At 65.5% G+C, this 16,713-nt stretch carries 17 protein-coding genes; 5 read left to right on the forward strand and 12 right to left on the reverse strand.

Going from position 1 to position 16,713, the window contains the following annotated elements; genetic code table 11:
- The first annotated feature begins 7 nt into the window (after positions 1–7).
- The 4 genes from trxA to RXV79_RS15555 all read left to right on the forward strand — a co-directional run bounded on the left by trxA (position 8) and on the right by RXV79_RS15555 (position 3,984).
- Positions 8–337 (forward strand): thioredoxin TrxA, encoded by a 330-nt coding sequence (gene trxA, locus RXV79_RS15540; RefSeq protein WP_201813348.1) that lies wholly within the window; start codon positions 8–10, stop codon positions 335–337.
- Between the two features lie 236 nt (positions 338–573).
- Positions 574–1,836 carry a transcription termination factor Rho gene (gene rho, locus RXV79_RS15545; protein WP_296717693.1) on the forward strand — a complete coding sequence of 421 codons (1,263 nt, stop codon included), beginning with the start codon at positions 574–576 and terminating at the stop codon, positions 1,834–1,836.
- Between the two features lie 90 nt (positions 1,837–1,926).
- Positions 1,927–2,181 (forward strand): type B 50S ribosomal protein L31, encoded by a 255-nt coding sequence (locus RXV79_RS15550; protein WP_085751606.1) that lies wholly within the window; start codon positions 1,927–1,929, stop codon positions 2,179–2,181.
- A gap of 126 nt (positions 2,182–2,307) precedes the next feature.
- The gene (locus RXV79_RS15555; RefSeq protein ID WP_316698753.1) at positions 2,308–3,984 is read left to right on the forward strand and encodes a hypothetical protein; all 1,677 of its coding nucleotides are present in this window, start codon (positions 2,308–2,310) and stop codon (positions 3,982–3,984) included.
- Between the two features lie 16 nt (positions 3,985–4,000).
- On the opposite strand, the gene phoR is transcribed toward RXV79_RS15555, so the two are convergent.
- The 11 genes from phoR to RXV79_RS15610 all read right to left on the reverse strand — a co-directional run bounded on the left by phoR (position 4,001) and on the right by RXV79_RS15610 (position 15,741).
- A complete protein-coding gene (gene phoR, locus RXV79_RS15560) occupies positions 4,001–5,350 on the reverse strand; it encodes a phosphate regulon sensor histidine kinase PhoR (RefSeq protein ID WP_316698754.1) in 1,350 nt (449 codons plus the stop codon).
- An 18-nt stretch (positions 5,351–5,368) separates the two neighbouring features.
- Positions 5,369–6,070 carry a phosphate regulon transcriptional regulator PhoB gene (gene phoB, locus RXV79_RS15565; protein ID WP_296717675.1) on the reverse strand — a complete coding sequence of 234 codons (702 nt, stop codon included), beginning with the start codon at positions 6,068–6,070 and terminating at the stop codon, positions 5,369–5,371.
- 13 nt (positions 6,071–6,083) lie between these two features.
- Positions 6,084–6,791, reverse strand: a complete 708-nt coding sequence (phoU, locus tag RXV79_RS15570; protein WP_316698755.1) for a phosphate signaling complex protein PhoU — start codon at positions 6,789–6,791, stop codon at positions 6,084–6,086.
- Between the two features lie 25 nt (positions 6,792–6,816).
- Positions 6,817–7,602, reverse strand: coding sequence for a phosphate ABC transporter ATP-binding protein PstB (gene pstB / locus RXV79_RS15575; RefSeq protein ID WP_316698756.1), 786 nt, complete (start codon positions 7,600–7,602; stop codon positions 6,817–6,819).
- Positions 7,603–7,621: 19 nt separating this feature from the next.
- Complete coding sequence (gene pstA, locus RXV79_RS15580; protein WP_316698757.1) at positions 7,622–8,485, reverse strand: phosphate ABC transporter permease PstA; 864 nt, start codon at positions 8,483–8,485, stop codon at positions 7,622–7,624.
- On the reverse strand, positions 8,482–9,459 hold the full coding sequence (pstC, locus tag RXV79_RS15585; RefSeq protein ID WP_316704123.1) for a phosphate ABC transporter permease PstC: 978 nt from the start codon (positions 9,457–9,459) through the stop codon (positions 8,482–8,484). Before pstC ends, pstA begins: the two co-directional genes overlap by 4 nt.
- Positions 9,460–9,575: 116 nt before the next feature.
- Positions 9,576–10,610, reverse strand: a complete 1,035-nt coding sequence (gene pstS, locus RXV79_RS15590; RefSeq protein ID WP_316698758.1) for a phosphate ABC transporter substrate-binding protein PstS — start codon at positions 10,608–10,610, stop codon at positions 9,576–9,578.
- 132 nt (positions 10,611–10,742) lie between these two features.
- Positions 10,743–12,077, reverse strand: a complete 1,335-nt coding sequence (gene glmM / locus RXV79_RS15595) for a phosphoglucosamine mutase (protein WP_316698759.1) — start codon at positions 12,075–12,077, stop codon at positions 10,743–10,745.
- A gap of 52 nt (positions 12,078–12,129) precedes the next feature.
- The gene (gene folP, locus RXV79_RS15600) at positions 12,130–12,969 is read right to left on the reverse strand and encodes a dihydropteroate synthase (protein ID WP_316698760.1); all 840 of its coding nucleotides are present in this window, start codon (positions 12,967–12,969) and stop codon (positions 12,130–12,132) included.
- A 55-nt stretch (positions 12,970–13,024) separates the two neighbouring features.
- Positions 13,025–14,908 (reverse strand): ATP-dependent zinc metalloprotease FtsH, encoded by a 1,884-nt coding sequence (gene ftsH, locus RXV79_RS15605; protein WP_316698761.1) that lies wholly within the window; start codon positions 14,906–14,908, stop codon positions 13,025–13,027.
- Positions 14,909–15,057: 149 nt separating this feature from the next.
- Positions 15,058–15,741, reverse strand: coding sequence for an RlmE family RNA methyltransferase (locus tag RXV79_RS15610; RefSeq protein WP_316698763.1), 684 nt, complete (start codon positions 15,739–15,741; stop codon positions 15,058–15,060).
- Between the two features lie 42 nt (positions 15,742–15,783).
- Here RXV79_RS15610 and RXV79_RS15615 point away from each other — a divergent pair, with 42 nt between their 5' ends.
- The gene (locus RXV79_RS15615) at positions 15,784–16,257 is read left to right on the forward strand and encodes a YhbY family RNA-binding protein (RefSeq protein WP_316698764.1); all 474 of its coding nucleotides are present in this window, start codon (positions 15,784–15,786) and stop codon (positions 16,255–16,257) included.
- A gap of 6 nt (positions 16,258–16,263) precedes the next feature.
- On the opposite strand, the gene RXV79_RS15620 is transcribed toward RXV79_RS15615, so the two are convergent.
- A complete protein-coding gene (locus RXV79_RS15620) occupies positions 16,264–16,713 on the reverse strand; it encodes a DUF4149 domain-containing protein (protein WP_316698766.1) in 450 nt (149 codons plus the stop codon).

Genomic DNA, 16,713 nt, shown 5'->3' on the forward strand with positions numbered 1-16,713 from the left:
CAGGACAATGAGCAGTGAACTGATCAAACACACCACCGATGCATCGTTCGAGAGCGACGTGCTCCAGTCGAGCAAGCCGGTGCTGGTTGACTACTGGGCTGAATGGTGCGGCCCTTGCAAGATGATCGCGCCGATTCTCGACGAAGTCTCCAAGGATTACGACGGTCGCCTGCAAATCGCGAAGATGAATGTCGACGAGAACCGCGACGTGCCCGCGAAGTTCGGCATCCGTGGCATCCCGACGCTGATGCTTTTCAAGGGCGGCCAGCTGGCCGCGACCAAGGTGGGCGCCTTGTCGAAAGCCCAGTTGACGGCGTTCCTCGACGGTCATCTATAATTCCGCTATCGCGTTGGCGCGGTCTGCAGGTTCCAAGCCCGCACCGCGTCACCGCCTGAAGACTCAAGCCACCACGCCCGCATACGGCGCGTCGGTTCGGCCCCAAACTCCAAAGTCCCGCAACGCTCATCGAAGAGAGCGTTCATTGCAAGCGTTTCCATTGCGGTAGCCATCGCAGTGCGTCAGGCGCAACGCCGGCCTACAGCCCATCGGCGTTCTCACCAGGGTCATCGCCCATGCACCTCTCCGAACTGAAAGCCCTCCACGTCTCCGCGCTCATCAAGATGGGCGAGGAACTGGAGATCGAGAACGTCTCGCGCCTGCGCAAGCAGGAGCTGATGTTCGCGATCATGAAGAAGCGCGCGAAGGCCGGTGAGCAGGTGTTCGGTGACGGCGTGCTGGAAGTGCTTCCCGATGGCTTCGGCTTCCTGCGCGCGCCCGATGCGAGCTACATGGCGTCGACCGACGACATCTACCTCTCGCCCAGCCAGATCCGCCGCTTCAACCTGCACACCGGCGACATGATCGAAGGCGAAGTGCGCGTGCCCAAGGACGGCGAGCGTTACTTCGCGCTGGTGAAGGTCGACCGCGTGAACGGCGTGACGCCCGAGGAGAGCAAGCACAAGATCATGTTCGAGAACCTGACGCCGCTCTTCCCGAAGGAGGCGTTCAAGCTCGAGCGTGAGATCAAGGGCGACGAGAACATCACCAGCCGCATCATCGACCTCATCGCCCCGCTCGGCAAAGGCCAGCGCGCGCTGCTGGTCGCGCCGCCCAAGAGCGGCAAGACGGTGATGATGCAGCACCTGGCGCACGCGATCGTCGCCAACCACCCCGACGTCTACCTCATCGTGCTGCTCGTCGACGAGCGCCCGGAAGAAGTGACCGAAATGCAGCGCACCGTGCGCGGCGAAGTCATCAGTTCCACTTTCGACGAGCCCGCCGCCCGCCACGTGCAGGTGGCCGAAATGGTGATCGAACGCGCCAAGCGCCTGGTCGAAATGAAGAAGGACGTGGTCATTCTTCTGGACTCGATCACCCGCCTCGCCCGTGCCTACAACAACGTGCTGCCCTCGTCCGGCAAGGTGCTGACCGGCGGCGTCGACGCCAATGCGCTGCAGCGCCCGAAGCGCTTCTTCGGCGCCGCGCGCAACATCGAGGAAGGCGGCTCGCTCACCATCATCGGCACCGCGCTGGTCGACACCGGCAGCCGCATGGACGAAGTCATCTACGAAGAGTTCAAGGGCACCGGCAACTGCGAAATCCACCTGGATCGCCGCATGGCCGAGAAGCGGGTCTACCCGTCGATCCTCCTGAACAAGAGCGGTACGCGGCGCGAGGAGTTGCTGCTCAAGCCCGAGATCCTGCAGAAGACGTGGATCCTGCGGAAGTTGCTCTACCCGATGGACGAGATCGAAGCGATGGAATTCATCCTCGACAAGATGAAATCCACGAAGAACAACCTCGATTTCTTCGACATGATGCGACGCGGCGGTTGAGCTGCGTGGCATAATCACGGGTTTTCCGCCATCCGGAAAGTGCGCCGAGCGGTTCGGCGTGGCTCCCGACCCTTACGCGAAGAGGCTCCCATGAAAGAAGGCATTCACCCGAACTACCGCGACGTCTGCTTCGTCGACCTGTCCAACGGTTTCAAGTTCGTGACGCGCTCGTGCGCTCAGACCAAGGAAACCATCAAGCTCGACGACGGCCGTGAAGTGCCGCTGTTCAAGCTCGAAACGACCAGCGAATCGCACCCCTTCTACACCGGCACGCAAAAGAGCGTCGACTCCCTCGGCGGCCGCGTCGAGAAGTTCCGCAACAAGTTTGCGCACCTCAAGAAGTAATCGCTCGACAGTGCGACACCAAAAGGCAGCCTCGGCTGCCTTTTTTGTTGCCCTCGGCGGAGGCGTGCCGAAGTTGCTGCATCATCGCCGTCTGCCTGCTGACGCAACGCCCCACAGAACTCCAGCTTGAACACACCCAAGCCCGCCCTCGTCACCGAACGCGCCGCCAGCCGCCTCCCCCGAGTGGCGCTGATCCTGTTGTGTGCCGCCTACCTGCTGCCCGGCGTCTTCGGCCGGGACCCGTGGAAGAGCGCCGACATTTCCGCATTCGGCTACATGGTCAACATTGCACAGGGCCACACCAGTTGGCTCACGCCGATGGTCGGAGGGCTGCCGGCCGACGCCGCCCTGCTGCCCTATTGGCTGGGGGCGCTGTTCATCAAGCTGTCGGGCGGCCTCGTGGCCCCGGAACTTGCGGCCCGCGTGCCGTTTGCCATCCTGCTCGGGCTCACCTTCTTGTGGACCTGGTACAGCACCTACCACCTCGCGCGCACCGATGCGGCCCAGCCGGTGCCCTTCGCCTTCGGCGGCGAAGCAAGCCCGGTGGACTACGCCCGCGCCATTGCAGACGGTGCCCTGCTGGCGCTGATCGCGTGCCTGGGCCTGCTGCAGCTGGGGCACGAGACCACGCCTGAGCTGGCGCAACTCGCCAGCGTCGCCCTCTTCCTCTACGCACTCGCCGCCTGCCCCTTCAGACCCTGGCAAAGCCGCGTGGCAGCGCTCGTTGCGTTGCCGGTGCTGGCCGGCAGCGGCGCGCCCAGCATCGCGATGATGCTGGCCGCCGCCGGCGCGCTGGCCTGCTGGTACTCGAGCTACGCACCGGCTCGCCGCTTCACGGGCTGGATCGTGGTGTCGGCTGCGCTCGCGGCCGTCGTGGCGGTGTCGCTGCAGGCCTGGGCCTGGCGTGCGACCGGCTATACGCAACCCGCCCAGCTGTTCAGCGTGGCAAGGCTGCTCGCGTGGTTCACCTGGCCCGCGTGGCCCCTGGCGCTCTGGACGCTTTGGCGCTGGCGCTCTCACCTCCTGCACCGGCACATTGCCGTGCCCCTGGGCAGCGCCTTGGTCGGCCTCGTGGCATGCGTCGCGATGAGTGGATCCGACCGTGCCCTGATGCTTGCCCTGCCGGCGCTCGCCGTGCTGGCCGCATTTGCCCTTCCCACATTGCACCGCGGCACGTCTTCGGCAATCGACTGGTTCTCGGTGTTCTTCTTCACCGCCTGGGTGATCGCGATCTGGGTGATCTACGCCTCGGTCTACACCGGATTCCCGGCCAAGCCCGCGGCCAACGTGATGAAGCTCGCTCCGGGCTTCGTCCCGAAGTTCTCCGGCATCGCGCTCACCGTGGCGGTGCTGGGCACCCTCGCCTGGCTCTGGCTGGTGCAATGGCGCACCGGGCGCAACCGCCACCCGCTGTGGAAAAGCATGGTGTTGCCGGCCAGCGGCGTGGCCGTGTGCTGGATGCTCGTGATGTCGCTCGGACTGCCGCTCTTCGACTACGCGCGCAGCTACCGGCCGCTCATCGTGCGCATCACGCAGCACGTGCCGCGCGACGCCTGCATCGCTGCACCCGGCATGTCGCGAGCACAGATCGCAGCGCTCGAATACTTCGGCGACTACCGCGTCGAAGGCAACACGCCGGGCGACGCGACGCGCTGCGAATTCCTGCTGCTGACCGAGACCGTCAACCGCCGGGCCCCCGCGCCAGCCGGCTGGCTGCTGGTGGCACGCGAGCGGCGTCCGGTCGACAAGGATGAAGTCGTCGCGGTCTACCGCCGCAGCGGCGACGTCACGCCCGCGCGCTGACGAGCCCTGGCGGACGTCAGCGCGGCACCTTCTCGGCCGCCACCTTGGCCTCGGGCAAGGCCGGCGGCTCCGGCACACGCACCCGCGCTGCCGGAAACACCAGACAGAAGCTCGAGCCCTTGCCCAGCTCGCTCTGCACATCGAGCTCGCCACCATGCCGATGCACGACGTGCTTGACGATGGAAAGCCCGAGCCCAGTCCCACCCGTCTCGCGCGAGCGGCTGCCGTCCACACGGTAGAAGCGCTCGGTCAACCGGGGAATGTGCTCACGCGACACGCCGATGCCGGTGTCGCTCACCGTGATCTCGCCTGAACCGTCATCGCGCCGGCGCCACACCACCGAGATGCGCCCGCCTTCCGGCGTGTAGCGCACGGCGTTGGTCACGAGGTTGCCGACCGCGCTCATCAATTCGCTCTCCAGCCCCGCGATCTGTGCGTCGATGTCTTCCGTCACCGTGAACTGATGCCGCCCCATCGAGAGCGACGCGCCATCGGCATGCGCCTGTCCGATCAACTTGCTCACCGGCACCCAGCGGTCGATCGGCGGGCGTGGGCTGCCTTCGAGTTGCGCGAGGGTCAGCAAGTCACTCACGAGCGTCTGCATGCGCTGGGTCTGCTGCGACATCAGCGTGAGCACACGTCGGCGCTCCACCTCCGTCAAGGGCAGGTTGCCCATCGTCTCGATGAAGCCCGCCAGCACCGTGAGCGGCGTGCGGATCTCGTGCGACACGTTGGCCACGAAGTCACGCCGCATCGCCTCGGAACGCTCCCGCTCGGTGACGTCTTGCGACAGCACGAGCTTCAAGCCTTCGCCATAGCTGCGCACCAGCACCGACAGCGTCCCACGACCACGCGGGTCGGGAATCAGCAGCGTCTCGCCATACTGCCCGGCCTGCAGATGCGCCACGAAGACCGGCGCCCGCACGAGGTTGGTCACGCGCTGGCGCTTGTCGCGCTCGGGGTCCAGGCCGAAGTGGTTGGCGGCCATCGCATTGCACCAGGTGATCTGGTCGGCTTCGTCGAGCAGCAGCACGCCGTTGGGTGACGCTTCCATCGCCAGGATGAACTGCGCGAGGCGCGTCTGTTCGGTCTGCATGCTCTTCTCGCGCAGCCGGATCGAGCGTTCGACGCGGTAGCCGATCTCGCCCCAGAAGCCGGTGTCGCGCGGCGCCTGGCCTTCCTGGCTGCCGCTGAGCCAGCGCGAGAGCCGGTAGCCGCGCAGCGTGTCGGCCAGCACCACCACACAGGCGCCCACGGCGCCGCCGATGACGGCGCCCACCACCGGCGCACCCGCGGCGTGGCCGGCGAGGTAACCGACGAAGCCCCCCAGCGCCACGGCGATCACCGTGACCAGGAGCCTCGTCAACAGCCAGTCCACGGGCGATCAGGCAGACAGCGTCTGCACCTGCTGCGTCAGCCGGTAGCCGGCTCCGCGCACGGTTTCGATCATGTGCGCACATTGCACCGGCGTGAGGGCTTCGCGCAGGCGCTTCACGTGCACATCGACCGTGCGCTCCTCGATGAACACATGGTCGCCCCACACGCGGTCGAGCAGCTGCGAGCGGCTGTGCACACGCTCGGGGTGGGTCATGAAGAAATGCAGAAGGCGGAATTCCGTCGGCCCGAGTCGCACCTCCTGCCCCTCGCGCGACACGCGGCGCGTGGCCGGATCGAGCTTCAGTAAACCGATCTCCACCGCCGAGTCGAGCGCCTCGGGCGCCTTGCGTCGCAGCACGGCACGAATGCGCGCCATCAGCTCATGCGTCGAGAAAGGTTTGGTGAGGTAGTCGTCGGCCCCGGCATCGAGACCCGAGATCTTGTCGGCCTCTTCGGCGCGCGCCGTGAGCATGATGATCGGCAGGTCGCGCGTGCGCGGCTGCGAGCGCCAGCGCTTGGCCAGCTGAAGGCCAGACTGGCCGGGCAGCATCCAGTCGAGGACGACCAGATCCGGCAACACGCGGTCGACCTGCTGCTGCGCTTCATCGGCCGTCGCGGCGATCACCACTTCGTAGCCTGCATGGCGCAGGTTGATGGACATCAGCTCGGCGATTGCCGATTCGTCTTCCACCACCAGAACTTGGCTCATTGCAGTACTCCGATCACTTGACCATCGATTCGACGGTCTCCACCGAGTTGTGCCGCACGTCGGTGCCCTTCACGATGTAGATGATGACCTCGGCGAGGTTCTTGGCGTGGTCGCCCACGCGCTCGATCGCCTTGGCCACGAACACGAGGTCGATGCTGGCGGAGATGGTGCGCGGGTCTTCCATCATGTAGGTGATGAGCTTGCGCAGCAGGCCGTCGAACTCCTGGTCGATCTGGTCATCCTGCTTGAGCACCTCGACCGCCTTGGCCGTGTCGAGCCGGGCGAACGCGTCGAGGGCCTTGCGCAGCTGGGCGATGGCCAGCTCGGCTTCGTAGGCGAGGTCGTTGACCGGCAGGCGCAGGCGGCTGGACACACCGGTGTTGATGAGGCGCTGAACCGTGCGCGCCACGCGGGCCGCTTCGTCGCCCACGCGCTCGAGGTTGGCGATCGTCTTCGAGATGGCGATCAAGAGGCGCAGGTCGCGCGCCGTGGGCTGGCGACGGGCGATGATGGTCGACAGATCGCGGTCGATCTCGACCTCCATCGTGTTGACCCGCTCCTCGTTGCGCAGCACGTCGGTCGCGACCTCGCCGCTGAAGTTGGTGAGCGCATAGACCGCCTGCGCCACCTGCGATTCGACCAGCCCGCCCATTTCGAGCACGCGGGTCGAGATGCCACTGAGTTCGCTGTCGAACTGGGTCGAGAGATGTTTTTCGCTCATCGCTGCGTCCTCGCCTTGTGAATCATCAGCCGAAACGGCCGGTGATGTAGTCCTCGGTGTCTTTCTTCTTCGGCTTCATGAAGAGTTCGGACGTCGGCCCGAACTCGATCAGGTCGCCCAGGTACATGTAGGCCGTGTAGTCGGAGCAACGCGCCGCCTGCTGCATGTTGTGGGTCACGATCACGACGGTGTAGTCGCTCTTCAGCTCATGGATCAGCTCCTCGATCTTGCCGGTGGAGATCGGGTCGAGCGCCGAGCACGGCTCGTCGAGCAGCAGCACCTCGGGTTTGATCGCGATGCCGCGTGCGATGCACAGGCGCTGCTGCTGGCCGCCCGAAAGGCCCGAGCCGCTCTGGTCGAGCTTGTCGCGCACTTCGTTCCACAGTGCCGCCTTCTTCAAGGCCCACTCCACGCGTTCGTCCATCTCCACCCGCGGCAGGTTCTCGAAGAGGCGCACGCCGAAGGCGATGTTGTCGTAGATCGACATCGGGAAGGGCGTGGGCTTCTGGAAGACCATGCCGATCTTGGCGCGGATCAGCGACACGTCATGCTTGGAGGTGAGGATGTTCTCGCCGTCGATCACGATCTCGCCCTCGGCACGCTGCTCGGGGTAGAGCTCGAACATGCGGTTGAAGGTGCGCAGGAGCGTCGACTTGCCGCAACCCGACGGGCCGATGAAGGCGGTGACCTTCTTCTCGGGAATGTCGAGGTTGATGCGCTTGAGCGCATGGAACGCGCCGTAGAAGAAGTTGAGATCGCGCACCGAAAGCTTGGGCTTTTCGGTCACGAGGCCATCGACTTTGGTGTCCATGTGAGACCCGCTTTCGAGTTCAGTGTTTGTTGCGGAAGAAGACCCGCGCCACGATGTTGAGCGCCAGCACGCCGAGCGTGATGAGGAACACGCCCGCCCACGCCAGCTTCTGCCAGTTCTCATAAGGGCTCATCGCGAACTTGAAGATCGTGACCGGCAGGTTCGCCATCGGTGCGCCGAGGTTGGTCGACCAGAATTGGTTCGACAGTGCCGTGAAGAGCAGCGGTGCCGTCTCACCCGCGATGCGCGCAAACGCCAGCAGCACGCCGGTCATCACGCCGGCCCGCGCGGCCTTCAGCGTGACGCTGGAGATCACCTTCCACTTCGGCGTACCGAGGGCATAGGCCGCTTCGCGCAGTGCATTCGGGATCAGCGCCAGCATGTTCTCGGTGGTGCGAATGACCACCGGGATCACGATCAGGGCCAGGGCCAGCACGCCGGCGTAGCCCGAGTAGCTCTTCATGCGCGCCACGACCACGGCGTAGATGAAGAGGCCGATCACGATGGACGGGGCCGAGAGCAGGATGTCGTTGATGAAGCGCGTGACGCTGCCAAGCCAGGTCTTCTGGCCATATTCGGCGAGGTACACACCGGCCATCACGCCAATCGGCGTGCCGACGAGCGTGGCCAGCATGACCATCATCAACGAGCCCATGAGCGCATTGGCGAGGCCGCCGGTTTCAGCCTGCGGCGCCGGCGTCATCTCGGTGAACACCGACCATGCCAAACCACCGAAGCCGAGGCGCACGGTCTCGATCAGGATCCACACGAGCCAGAAGAGGCCGAACGCCATCGCGGCCATCGACAGCGTCAACGCAATGGCATTGACGCGCTTGCGGCCCCGGTGCTTGGCCAGCTTCGCAGCAGAGATCGCCGTGCTCATGTGCGCGTTCCTTCGCTCTTCTTGAGCTGCGCCAGCAGCAGCTTCGACAGTGCCAGCACCACGAAGGTGATGAAGAAGAGCACCAGTGCCAGGTACAGCAGCGACGCCTGGTGCAGGCCCTCGCCGGCCTCGGCGAACTCGTTGGCGAGCACCGAGGTGATGCTGTTGGCCGCTTCGAAGAGCGAGGGGCCGTTGAGCTGGTTGGCGTTGCCGATCACGAAGGTGACGGCCATCGTCTCACCGAGCGCACGGCCGAGACCCAGCATGATGCCGCCGATGACGCCGGTCTTGGTGTACGGCAGCACCACCTTGAACACCACTTCCCAGGTGGTCGCGCCGAGCCCGTAGGCCGACTCCTTCAGCATCGCAGGCGTGACCTCGAACACGTCGCGCATCACCGAGGCAATGAAGGGAATGATCATGATGGCGAGGATGATCCCCGCCGAGAGAATGCCGATGCCCACCGGAGCGCCGGAGACCAGGCTCTTGAGCACCGGCGTGTTGCCGAACATCGATTGCAGCGGCTGCTGCACGTAGGTCGAGAGCACGGGGCTGAACACCAGCAGGCCCCACATGCCGTAGACGATGGACGGCACCGCGGCCAGCAGCTCGATCGCCGTGCCCAGCGGGCGGCGCAGCCAGCTGGGCGAAAGTTCGGTCAGGAAGAGTGCAATGCCGAAGCTCACCGGCACCGCGATCACCAGCGCGATGAGCGACGTCATCAGCGTGCCGTAGATCATCACCAGGCCGCCGTACTTGTCTTGCACCGGGTCCCAGTCGCTGCTCAGCAAGAAGCCGAGGCCGTACTCCTGGATCGCAGGCATCGCCCCGATCAACAGCGACACGATGATGCCGGCCAGCAGCAACAGGGTCAGGATGGCGGCGCCATGTGCGAGCACCGAGAACACGGTGTCGGCCCAGGGCATGACCCGCCGGCGCGACGGCGGTCGCCCCATCGGCTCGGAGCGGTCCATCTTGTCCTGTTCGTAGTGAGATGCGGGGAGTGTAGCGGCCACGGTCCCTCCGTCTTGAGAGCGGCGCAGCCCTTCCCAGGGCCTGCGCCGCGCAGCTTCTTATGGGCTTCGGTCGATCAGAGGCCCGCGACCTGCTTGCCGCCGGCGTCCTTGATCTGCGCCCACTGCTTGCGGACGAGGTTCTTCACCGAATCGGGCAGCGCGACGTACTCCAGTTCAGCGGCTGCCTTGTCGCCGTTCGTGTAGGCCCAGTCGAAGAACTTGAGCGTGGCCGCGGCCTGGGCGGGCTTGTCCTGCTGCTTGTGCATCATGATGAAGGTCGCGCCCGTGAGCGGCCAGGCATCCTTGCCCGGCTGTTCGGTCAGCACCTGGTAGAAGCTCTTGGCCCAGTCGGCGCCGGCGGCAGCGGCCTTGAAGTTGAGGTCGTCGGGGGCGACGAAGTTGCCGTCCTTGTTCTTCAGCAGCGTGTACGTCATCTTGTTCTGCTTGACGTAGGCGTACTCGACGTAGCCGATGGAGTTCGGCAGGCGGTTGACGAACGCGGCCACGCCTTCGTTGCCCTTGCCACCGGCGCCGGTGGGCCAGTTGACGGCGGTGCCCTCACCCACCTTGGCCTGCCATTCGGCATTCACCTTGGACAGGTAGTTCGTGAAGATGAAGCTGGTACCCGAGCCGTCGGCACGGCGCACCACCGAGATGGCGGCGTCCGGCAGCGGCACGCCCTGGTTCAGGGCCACCAGCGCAGCGTCGTTCCACTTGGTGATCTTGCCGAGGTAGATGTCACCCAGCACCTGGCCGGTGAGCTTGATCTGGCCCGGCTTGATGCCGGCGATGTTGACGACCGGCACCACGCCGCCGATCACGGTCGGGAATTGGAGCAGGCCGTCCTTCTGCAGGGCGTCGTCCTTCAGCGGCATGTCGGATGCGCCGAAATCGACCGTCTTGCTGCCGATCTGTTTCAGGCCGGCACCGGAGCCGACCGATTGATAGTTGATGCGAACGCCGGTCGCCTTGTTATAGGCATCGGCCCACTTGGCATAAAGCGGAGCGGGGAACGTGGCACCGGCGCCGGTCACATCTTGCGCGGAAGCCGCGGCGGCGAGCAGAGAGAGGCCGGTGGTGGCTGCGAGTCGAACGATCGAGTGGGTCATGGTTGCGCCTTTCGAGAGGGCTGACAGGGAACTGCCGGCACTGTAGAAGTCGCAGATGACAGCGATGTGACATCGAGCAAACGACCGAATTGCCGTCACAAATCGGTCGTTGAACTGTCAAAAAGGGATATGTCAGCCCGTTTTGAGCAACGCGGCGAGGCGTTCGGCGCACAGGCGGGCCTGGCTGGCCTCGCGGGCTTCGACCATCACGCGCACCAGCGGCTCGGTTCCCGACGGGCGAATCAAAAGGCGGCCATCGTTGCCCAATTCCCGCTGGACCTGGGCCTGCAGCTCTGCCAGGCCGGGGGTGGCTTTCCAGTCCTGCCCCGGCTTCAGGCGCACGTTGAGGAGCACCTGCGGGAAAAGCGTGACCGGCGCGAGCAACTCGGCCAACGACCGGCCGCTGCGCATCACGGCCTGCAGCACCTGCAAGGCGCTGACGATGCCGTCCCCGGTGGTGTGCTTGTCGAGCACCAGCAGGTGGCCGGAGCCTTCACCACCCAGCAGCCAGTCGCGGGCGGCCAGCTCTTCCAGCACGTAGCGGTCGCCGACCTTGGCACGCACGAATTCGATGTCCTGCGCCTTGAGGGCCACCTCGACGGCCATGTTGGTCATCAGCGTGCCGACGGCTCCCGGGACACGCTGACCCTGGGCCAGGCGGTCGATCACCATCACGTAGAGCAGCTCGTCGCCGTTGTAGAGGCGGCCACCGGCGTCGACCAGCTGCAGGCGGTCGGCGTCGCCATCGAGGGCCACGCCGTAGTCGGCGCCATGTTCCTTCACGGCCTTCACGAGCGCGTCGGGGGCGGTGGCACCGAAGCCGTCGTTGATGTTCATGCCGTCCGGGCTGCAGCCGATGCCCACGACTTCGGCGCCCAGCTCATGGAACACCTCGGGCGCGATCTGGTAGGCCGCACCGTGTGCGGCGTCGACCACGATCTTCAGGCCCTTGAGCGAGAGGTCGTTGCCGAAGGTGCTCTTGCAGAACTCGACGTAGCGGCCACGGGCGTCGTCGATGCGGCGGGCCTTGCCGAGCTGCGATGAATCGACCCAGCGCGGAGTCTCGTCGAGCATCGCTTCCACGGCCCGCTCCCAGTCGTCGGGCAGCTTCTGGCCGTGGGCGGAGAAGAACTTGATGCCGTTGTCGCCGTAGGGGTTGTGCGAGGCGCTGATGACGACGCCGAGGTCCAGCCGCAGGGCGCGGGTCAGGTAGGCCACGCCCGGGGTCGGCAGCGGGCCGGTGAGCAGCACGTCGACACCGGCCGAGGCGAAACCCGCCTCCAGCGCCGACTCGATCATGTAGCCCGAGATGCGGGTGTCCTTGCCGATCAGCACCGTCGGCCGACCACCCTGCCCCTTCAGCACTCGGCCGACCGCGTGGCCCAGGCGCAGCATGAAATCAGGGGTGATGGGCGACTGCCCCACCGTGCCGCGAATGCCGTCGGTGCCGAAATAGGTTCTGCTCATGTTGTGGTGTCGTGGGGGCTGCTGTCTCGCCCGGGAATTGTGCAGCAGCGTTTCAGGGGAGAAGACCCGCAGCTTCCCCCACCTTGAGGGCGTCGACGGTGCCGGCCACGTCGTGTACACGCAGCACCTTGGCGCCGAGCTGTGCCGCCGCCAGGGCCGCCGCAATGCTGGCGGCCTGGCGCTGCTCCACGGGGCGCCCTGTCAGGGCACCGAGGCTGCTCTTGCGCGACCAGCCAATCAGAAGCGGATACCCCAGGCCGAGCAGCTCGCGCTGGCGGGCCAGCAGTGCAATGTTGTGCGCCACCGTTTTCCCGAACCCGATGCCCGGGTCCAGCGTGATGCGATCGTGCTGCACGCCAGCCTGCTCCAGCTGCTGCGCGCGGTCATTCAGGAAGCGGCTCACCTCGTCGAGCACATCGCCGTAGATCGGGTGCTGCTGCATCGAGACTGGGTCGCCTTGCATGTGCATCAGGCACACGCCGCAGCTCGGATGCGCCGCGACCGCATCCACCGCCCCCGGCCAGCGCAGCGCGTAGATGTCGTTGACGATGTCGGCGCCGAGGTCGAGGGCGGCGCGCATGGTCTCGGGCTTGTAGGTGTCGACCGAAACCGGCACGCCGAGCTTCAGCGCCTCGCGCAGCACCGGCAGCACGCGGGCCTGCTCCTCTTCGAGCGGCAACGGGTCCGCACCGGGCCGGCTCGATTCGCCGCCCAGGTCGAGGAGGTCGGCCCCGTCCTTCAGCAGTTGCTCGCAGTGGGCAACGGCGGCCGATGTCGTCGCATGGCGCCCACCGTCCGAAAACGAATCGGGCGTGATGTTGACGATGCCCATGACCTTCGGCCGACTCAGGTCGATCCGAAAGCGGGTGGTCTGCCAGGTGTTGTTCTGCATCGGCCAATGAAAACGGGGCCGCAGCCCCGTTGTGTGAAGTGTCCCGGAGCGACGCTCAGGCCGCGGCCGGCGCGCTGTCGGGTTTGACGGGCGGCGTGTTGCCACCCGACTTGCCCGATGCCGGATTCCAGTCCTTCGGGGGGCGCGGCGGGCGACCGTTCATGATGTCGTCGATCTGCTCGGTGTCGATGGTTTCCCATTCGAGCAAAGCCTTCGCCATGACGTGCATCTTGTCTTGGTTGCTCTCGATCAGCTTGCGGGCCACCGAGTACTGCTCATCGATGATGCGGCGCACTTCCAGGTCGACCTTCTGCATGGTCTCTTCCGAGACGTTGGTCGTCTTGGTGACCGAGCGGCCGAGGAAGACCTCGCCTTCGTTCTCGGCGTAGACCATCGGGCCCATCGCCTCGCTCATGCCGTAGCGCGTGACCATGTCGCGAGCGATCTGGGTCGCACGTTCGAAGTCGTTGCTGGCGCCGGTTGTCATCTGGTTCATGAACACCTCTTCGGCGATCCGGCCACCGAAGAGCACGCTGATGGTCGAGAGCATGCGCTCCTTGTCCAGGCTGTAGCGGTCGCCTTCGGGCAGCTGCATCGTGACGCCCAGCGCGCGACCGCGCGGGATCACGGTGACCTTGTGGACCGGGTCGGTCTTGGGCATCAGGCGCGCCACCAACGCGTGGCCGGCCTCGTGGTACGCCGTGTTCTTGCGCTCTTCCTCGGGCATGACCATGGACTTGCGCTCGGGGCCCATCATGATCTTGTCCTTGGCCTTCTCGAAGTCGACCATCTCGACCACGCGACCGTTCCGGCGCGCAGCGAAAAGAGCCGCCTCGTTGACCAGGTTGGCAAGATCGGCGCCGCTGAAGCCCGGGGTGCCGCGCGCGAGGATGTCGGCACGGATGTCCTGGCCGACCGGCACCTTGCGCATGTGCACGTTGAGGATCTGTTCGCGGCCGCGCACGTCGGGCAGCGTCACATAGACCTGGCGGTCGAAACGGCCGGGGCGCAACAGTGCGGGGTCGAGGATGTCGGGCCGGTTGGTGGCCGCCATCACGATCACGCCGAGGTTGGTCTCGAAGCCGTCCATCTCGACGAGCATCTGGTTCAGCGTCTGCTCGCGCTCGTCGTTGCCGCCGCCCAGGCCGGCACCACGGTGGCGGCCCACGGCGTCGATTTCGTCGACGAAGATGATGCAAGGCGCGCTCTTCTTGGCCTGCTCGAACATGTCGCGCACGCGGGCGGCGCCGACACCGACGAACATTTCAACGAAGTCGGAACCCGAGATACTGAAGAACGGCACCTTGGCTTCCCCCGCGATCGCCTTGGCGAGCAGCGTCTTGCCGGTGCCGGGGGGGCCGACCAGCAGCACGCCGCGCGGGATGCGGCCGCCGAGTTTCTGGAATTTCTGCGGGTCTTTCAGGAAGTCGACGAGTTCCTTCACCTCTTCCTTCGCCTCGTCGCAACCGGCGACGTCGGCGAAGGTGGTGGAGTTGTTGGCCTCGTCCAGCATGCGGGCCTTGGATTTGCCGAAGCTGAAGGCGCCGCCCTTGCCGCCCCCCTGCATCTGGCGCATGAAGTAGATCCACACGGCGATCAGCAGCAGCATCGGCCCCCAGGAGACCAGGATGCTCATCAGGATCGAGGGCTCTTCATCGGCCTTGCCGGAGACCTGCACGCCGTACTTCATCAGGTCGCCGACCATCCAGATGTCGCCGGGCGATGCGATGGTGTAGGCCGTGCCGTCGTTGGGCGTGACCTTGAGATTGCGGCCCTGGACTTCAACGCGCTTGACCTTGCCGGCCTTCGCATCGTCCATGAACTGCGTGTAGGTCACGCTTTCGGCGACGCGGGGCTTGTCGAACTGCTTGAACACGGTGAACAGCACGAGGGCGATCACCAGCCAAACAGCAACCTTCGAAAACCATTGGTTGTTCACCGCGGCTCCTTTGCAATCAAAACTTCCGCACAGGCCAGGAGGCCCGCATCCACGGCATATGGGGAGGATTCTAGTTCAGTCAAGTATTTGAGCTGCTTGATCTCGCCCCCGTTTCGGCCAGGTGTATCCGACGGTAGCCCGGCATTTGTTCACGCCGGCTTATCGGCCACCACACCACCCGCTTTGAGACCGATTCCGACCAGGAAGGTTTCAGACGATCGGTCCCGCGACGCCTTGGGTTTGACGGTTTTGACCACGCGGAATGTCTTTTTGAACAGGGTGACCAGTTCGCTGTAACCGCCGCCATGAAAGACCTTCGCCACCAGCGCCCCCTGCGGCTTCAAGTGGTGCTGGGCGAAATCGACCGCCAGTTCGACCAGATGCTGGATGCGCGCCGCATCGGTGCTGGCGATGCCCGAGAGGTTGGGAGCCATGTCTGACACGACCACGTCCACCGGGCGACCGGCGACCAAGGCCTCGAGTTGCGCCAGGACTGCCTCTTCCCGGAAGTCACCCTGGATGAAGTGGACGCCTTCGATCGGCTCGAAGTCCAGGATGTCGAGCGCGATGATCGTTCCATGCAGCAAACCGGGCGCCGCGCCTCCGGCAGCGAACTTGCGCCGGACGTATTGACTCCACGCCCCGGGCGTCGCACCCAGGTCCACCACCAGCTGGCCGGGCTTGATCAGGTGCAGGGTTTCGTCGATTTCCTTCAGCTTGTAGGCGGCACGTGCCCGGTAACCCTCTTTCTGGGCCAGCGTGACATAAGGGTCCGTCACATGGTCGTGAAGCCATGCCTTGTTGACCTTCTTGCTTTTCGTGTTCGTTTTCATCTGAATGTCGGAGCTTCGCACCGCGGCACCGATAATAGGCACATGCCCGCCATTGAACTCCGCCCCGCGCAGCGCAAAGAATTCCGCGCCCAAGCCCACCACCTGGAACCCGTCGTCCGCATCGGCGGCGAGGGCCTCACCAAGGCGGTCATCAAGGAAACAGATGCTGCGCTGAAGGCCCACGGGCTCATCAAGGTGCGCGTCTTCTCCGACGAACGCGACGCCCGCGAAGAAATGCTCGCGACGCTGTGCGACGAGCTGGGCGCCGCACCCATCCAGCACATCGGCAAGCTGCTGATCCTCTGGCGCCCCGTGCCCCCGAAGGAAAAGGCCGAGCGCGAAGACCGCGGCGCCGGCCCCAAGGTCGTGAAGATCATCAAGTTCTCCAAGAGCGGCAACAACCGCCCGCAGATCAAGAAGGTCAAGGTGCTCGGCAACGAGCGCGTCGCGGCGGGTGGCGAGATCAAGCGGGCTCGTAAGCGGCAGACCAGCATCAAGCGCACGGTCGCCGACTGATCGGCGTCAGGCGGCCGGCTTGGCCAGGCGCCATGCCAGCACGACGAGTGCCAGCCCCTTCAATCCGAAGAGCGCGGTCGAGATGCCGTGCAGGGCGCCGAACGACAACATGCCCTCGCCCGAACGCGCTGCCGCCATCATGGGCTGCACGCCGAAATGGCCAAAGACCGTGCAAATGAGGGCGATCAGCACCAGCACGAACGACAGGCTGAATTGAGAACCCTGCCCCGCTGCCGCATCGTCTCGCGCGACACGCCGCACTGCCCACAGCAGCAACGCTGAAAACGCCAGGCCGACATAGGCCTCGTGGGTGAACATTCGCCCCGCGACCGCTCCCGCCACGCTGCGCTGCAAGACGGCGAACGCCGCCGGCGCGGCGATGAGACCGACGCCCAGGATGATCCCTGCCCAAAGAGCCGCCGCAGTGGCCGCCAATCGCCGCGGATCCACGCGCAC

Source organism: Piscinibacter gummiphilus, assembly GCF_032681285.1.
In the GTDB taxonomy this organism is placed as follows: domain Bacteria; phylum Pseudomonadota; class Gammaproteobacteria; order Burkholderiales; family Burkholderiaceae_C; genus Rhizobacter; species Rhizobacter gummiphilus_A.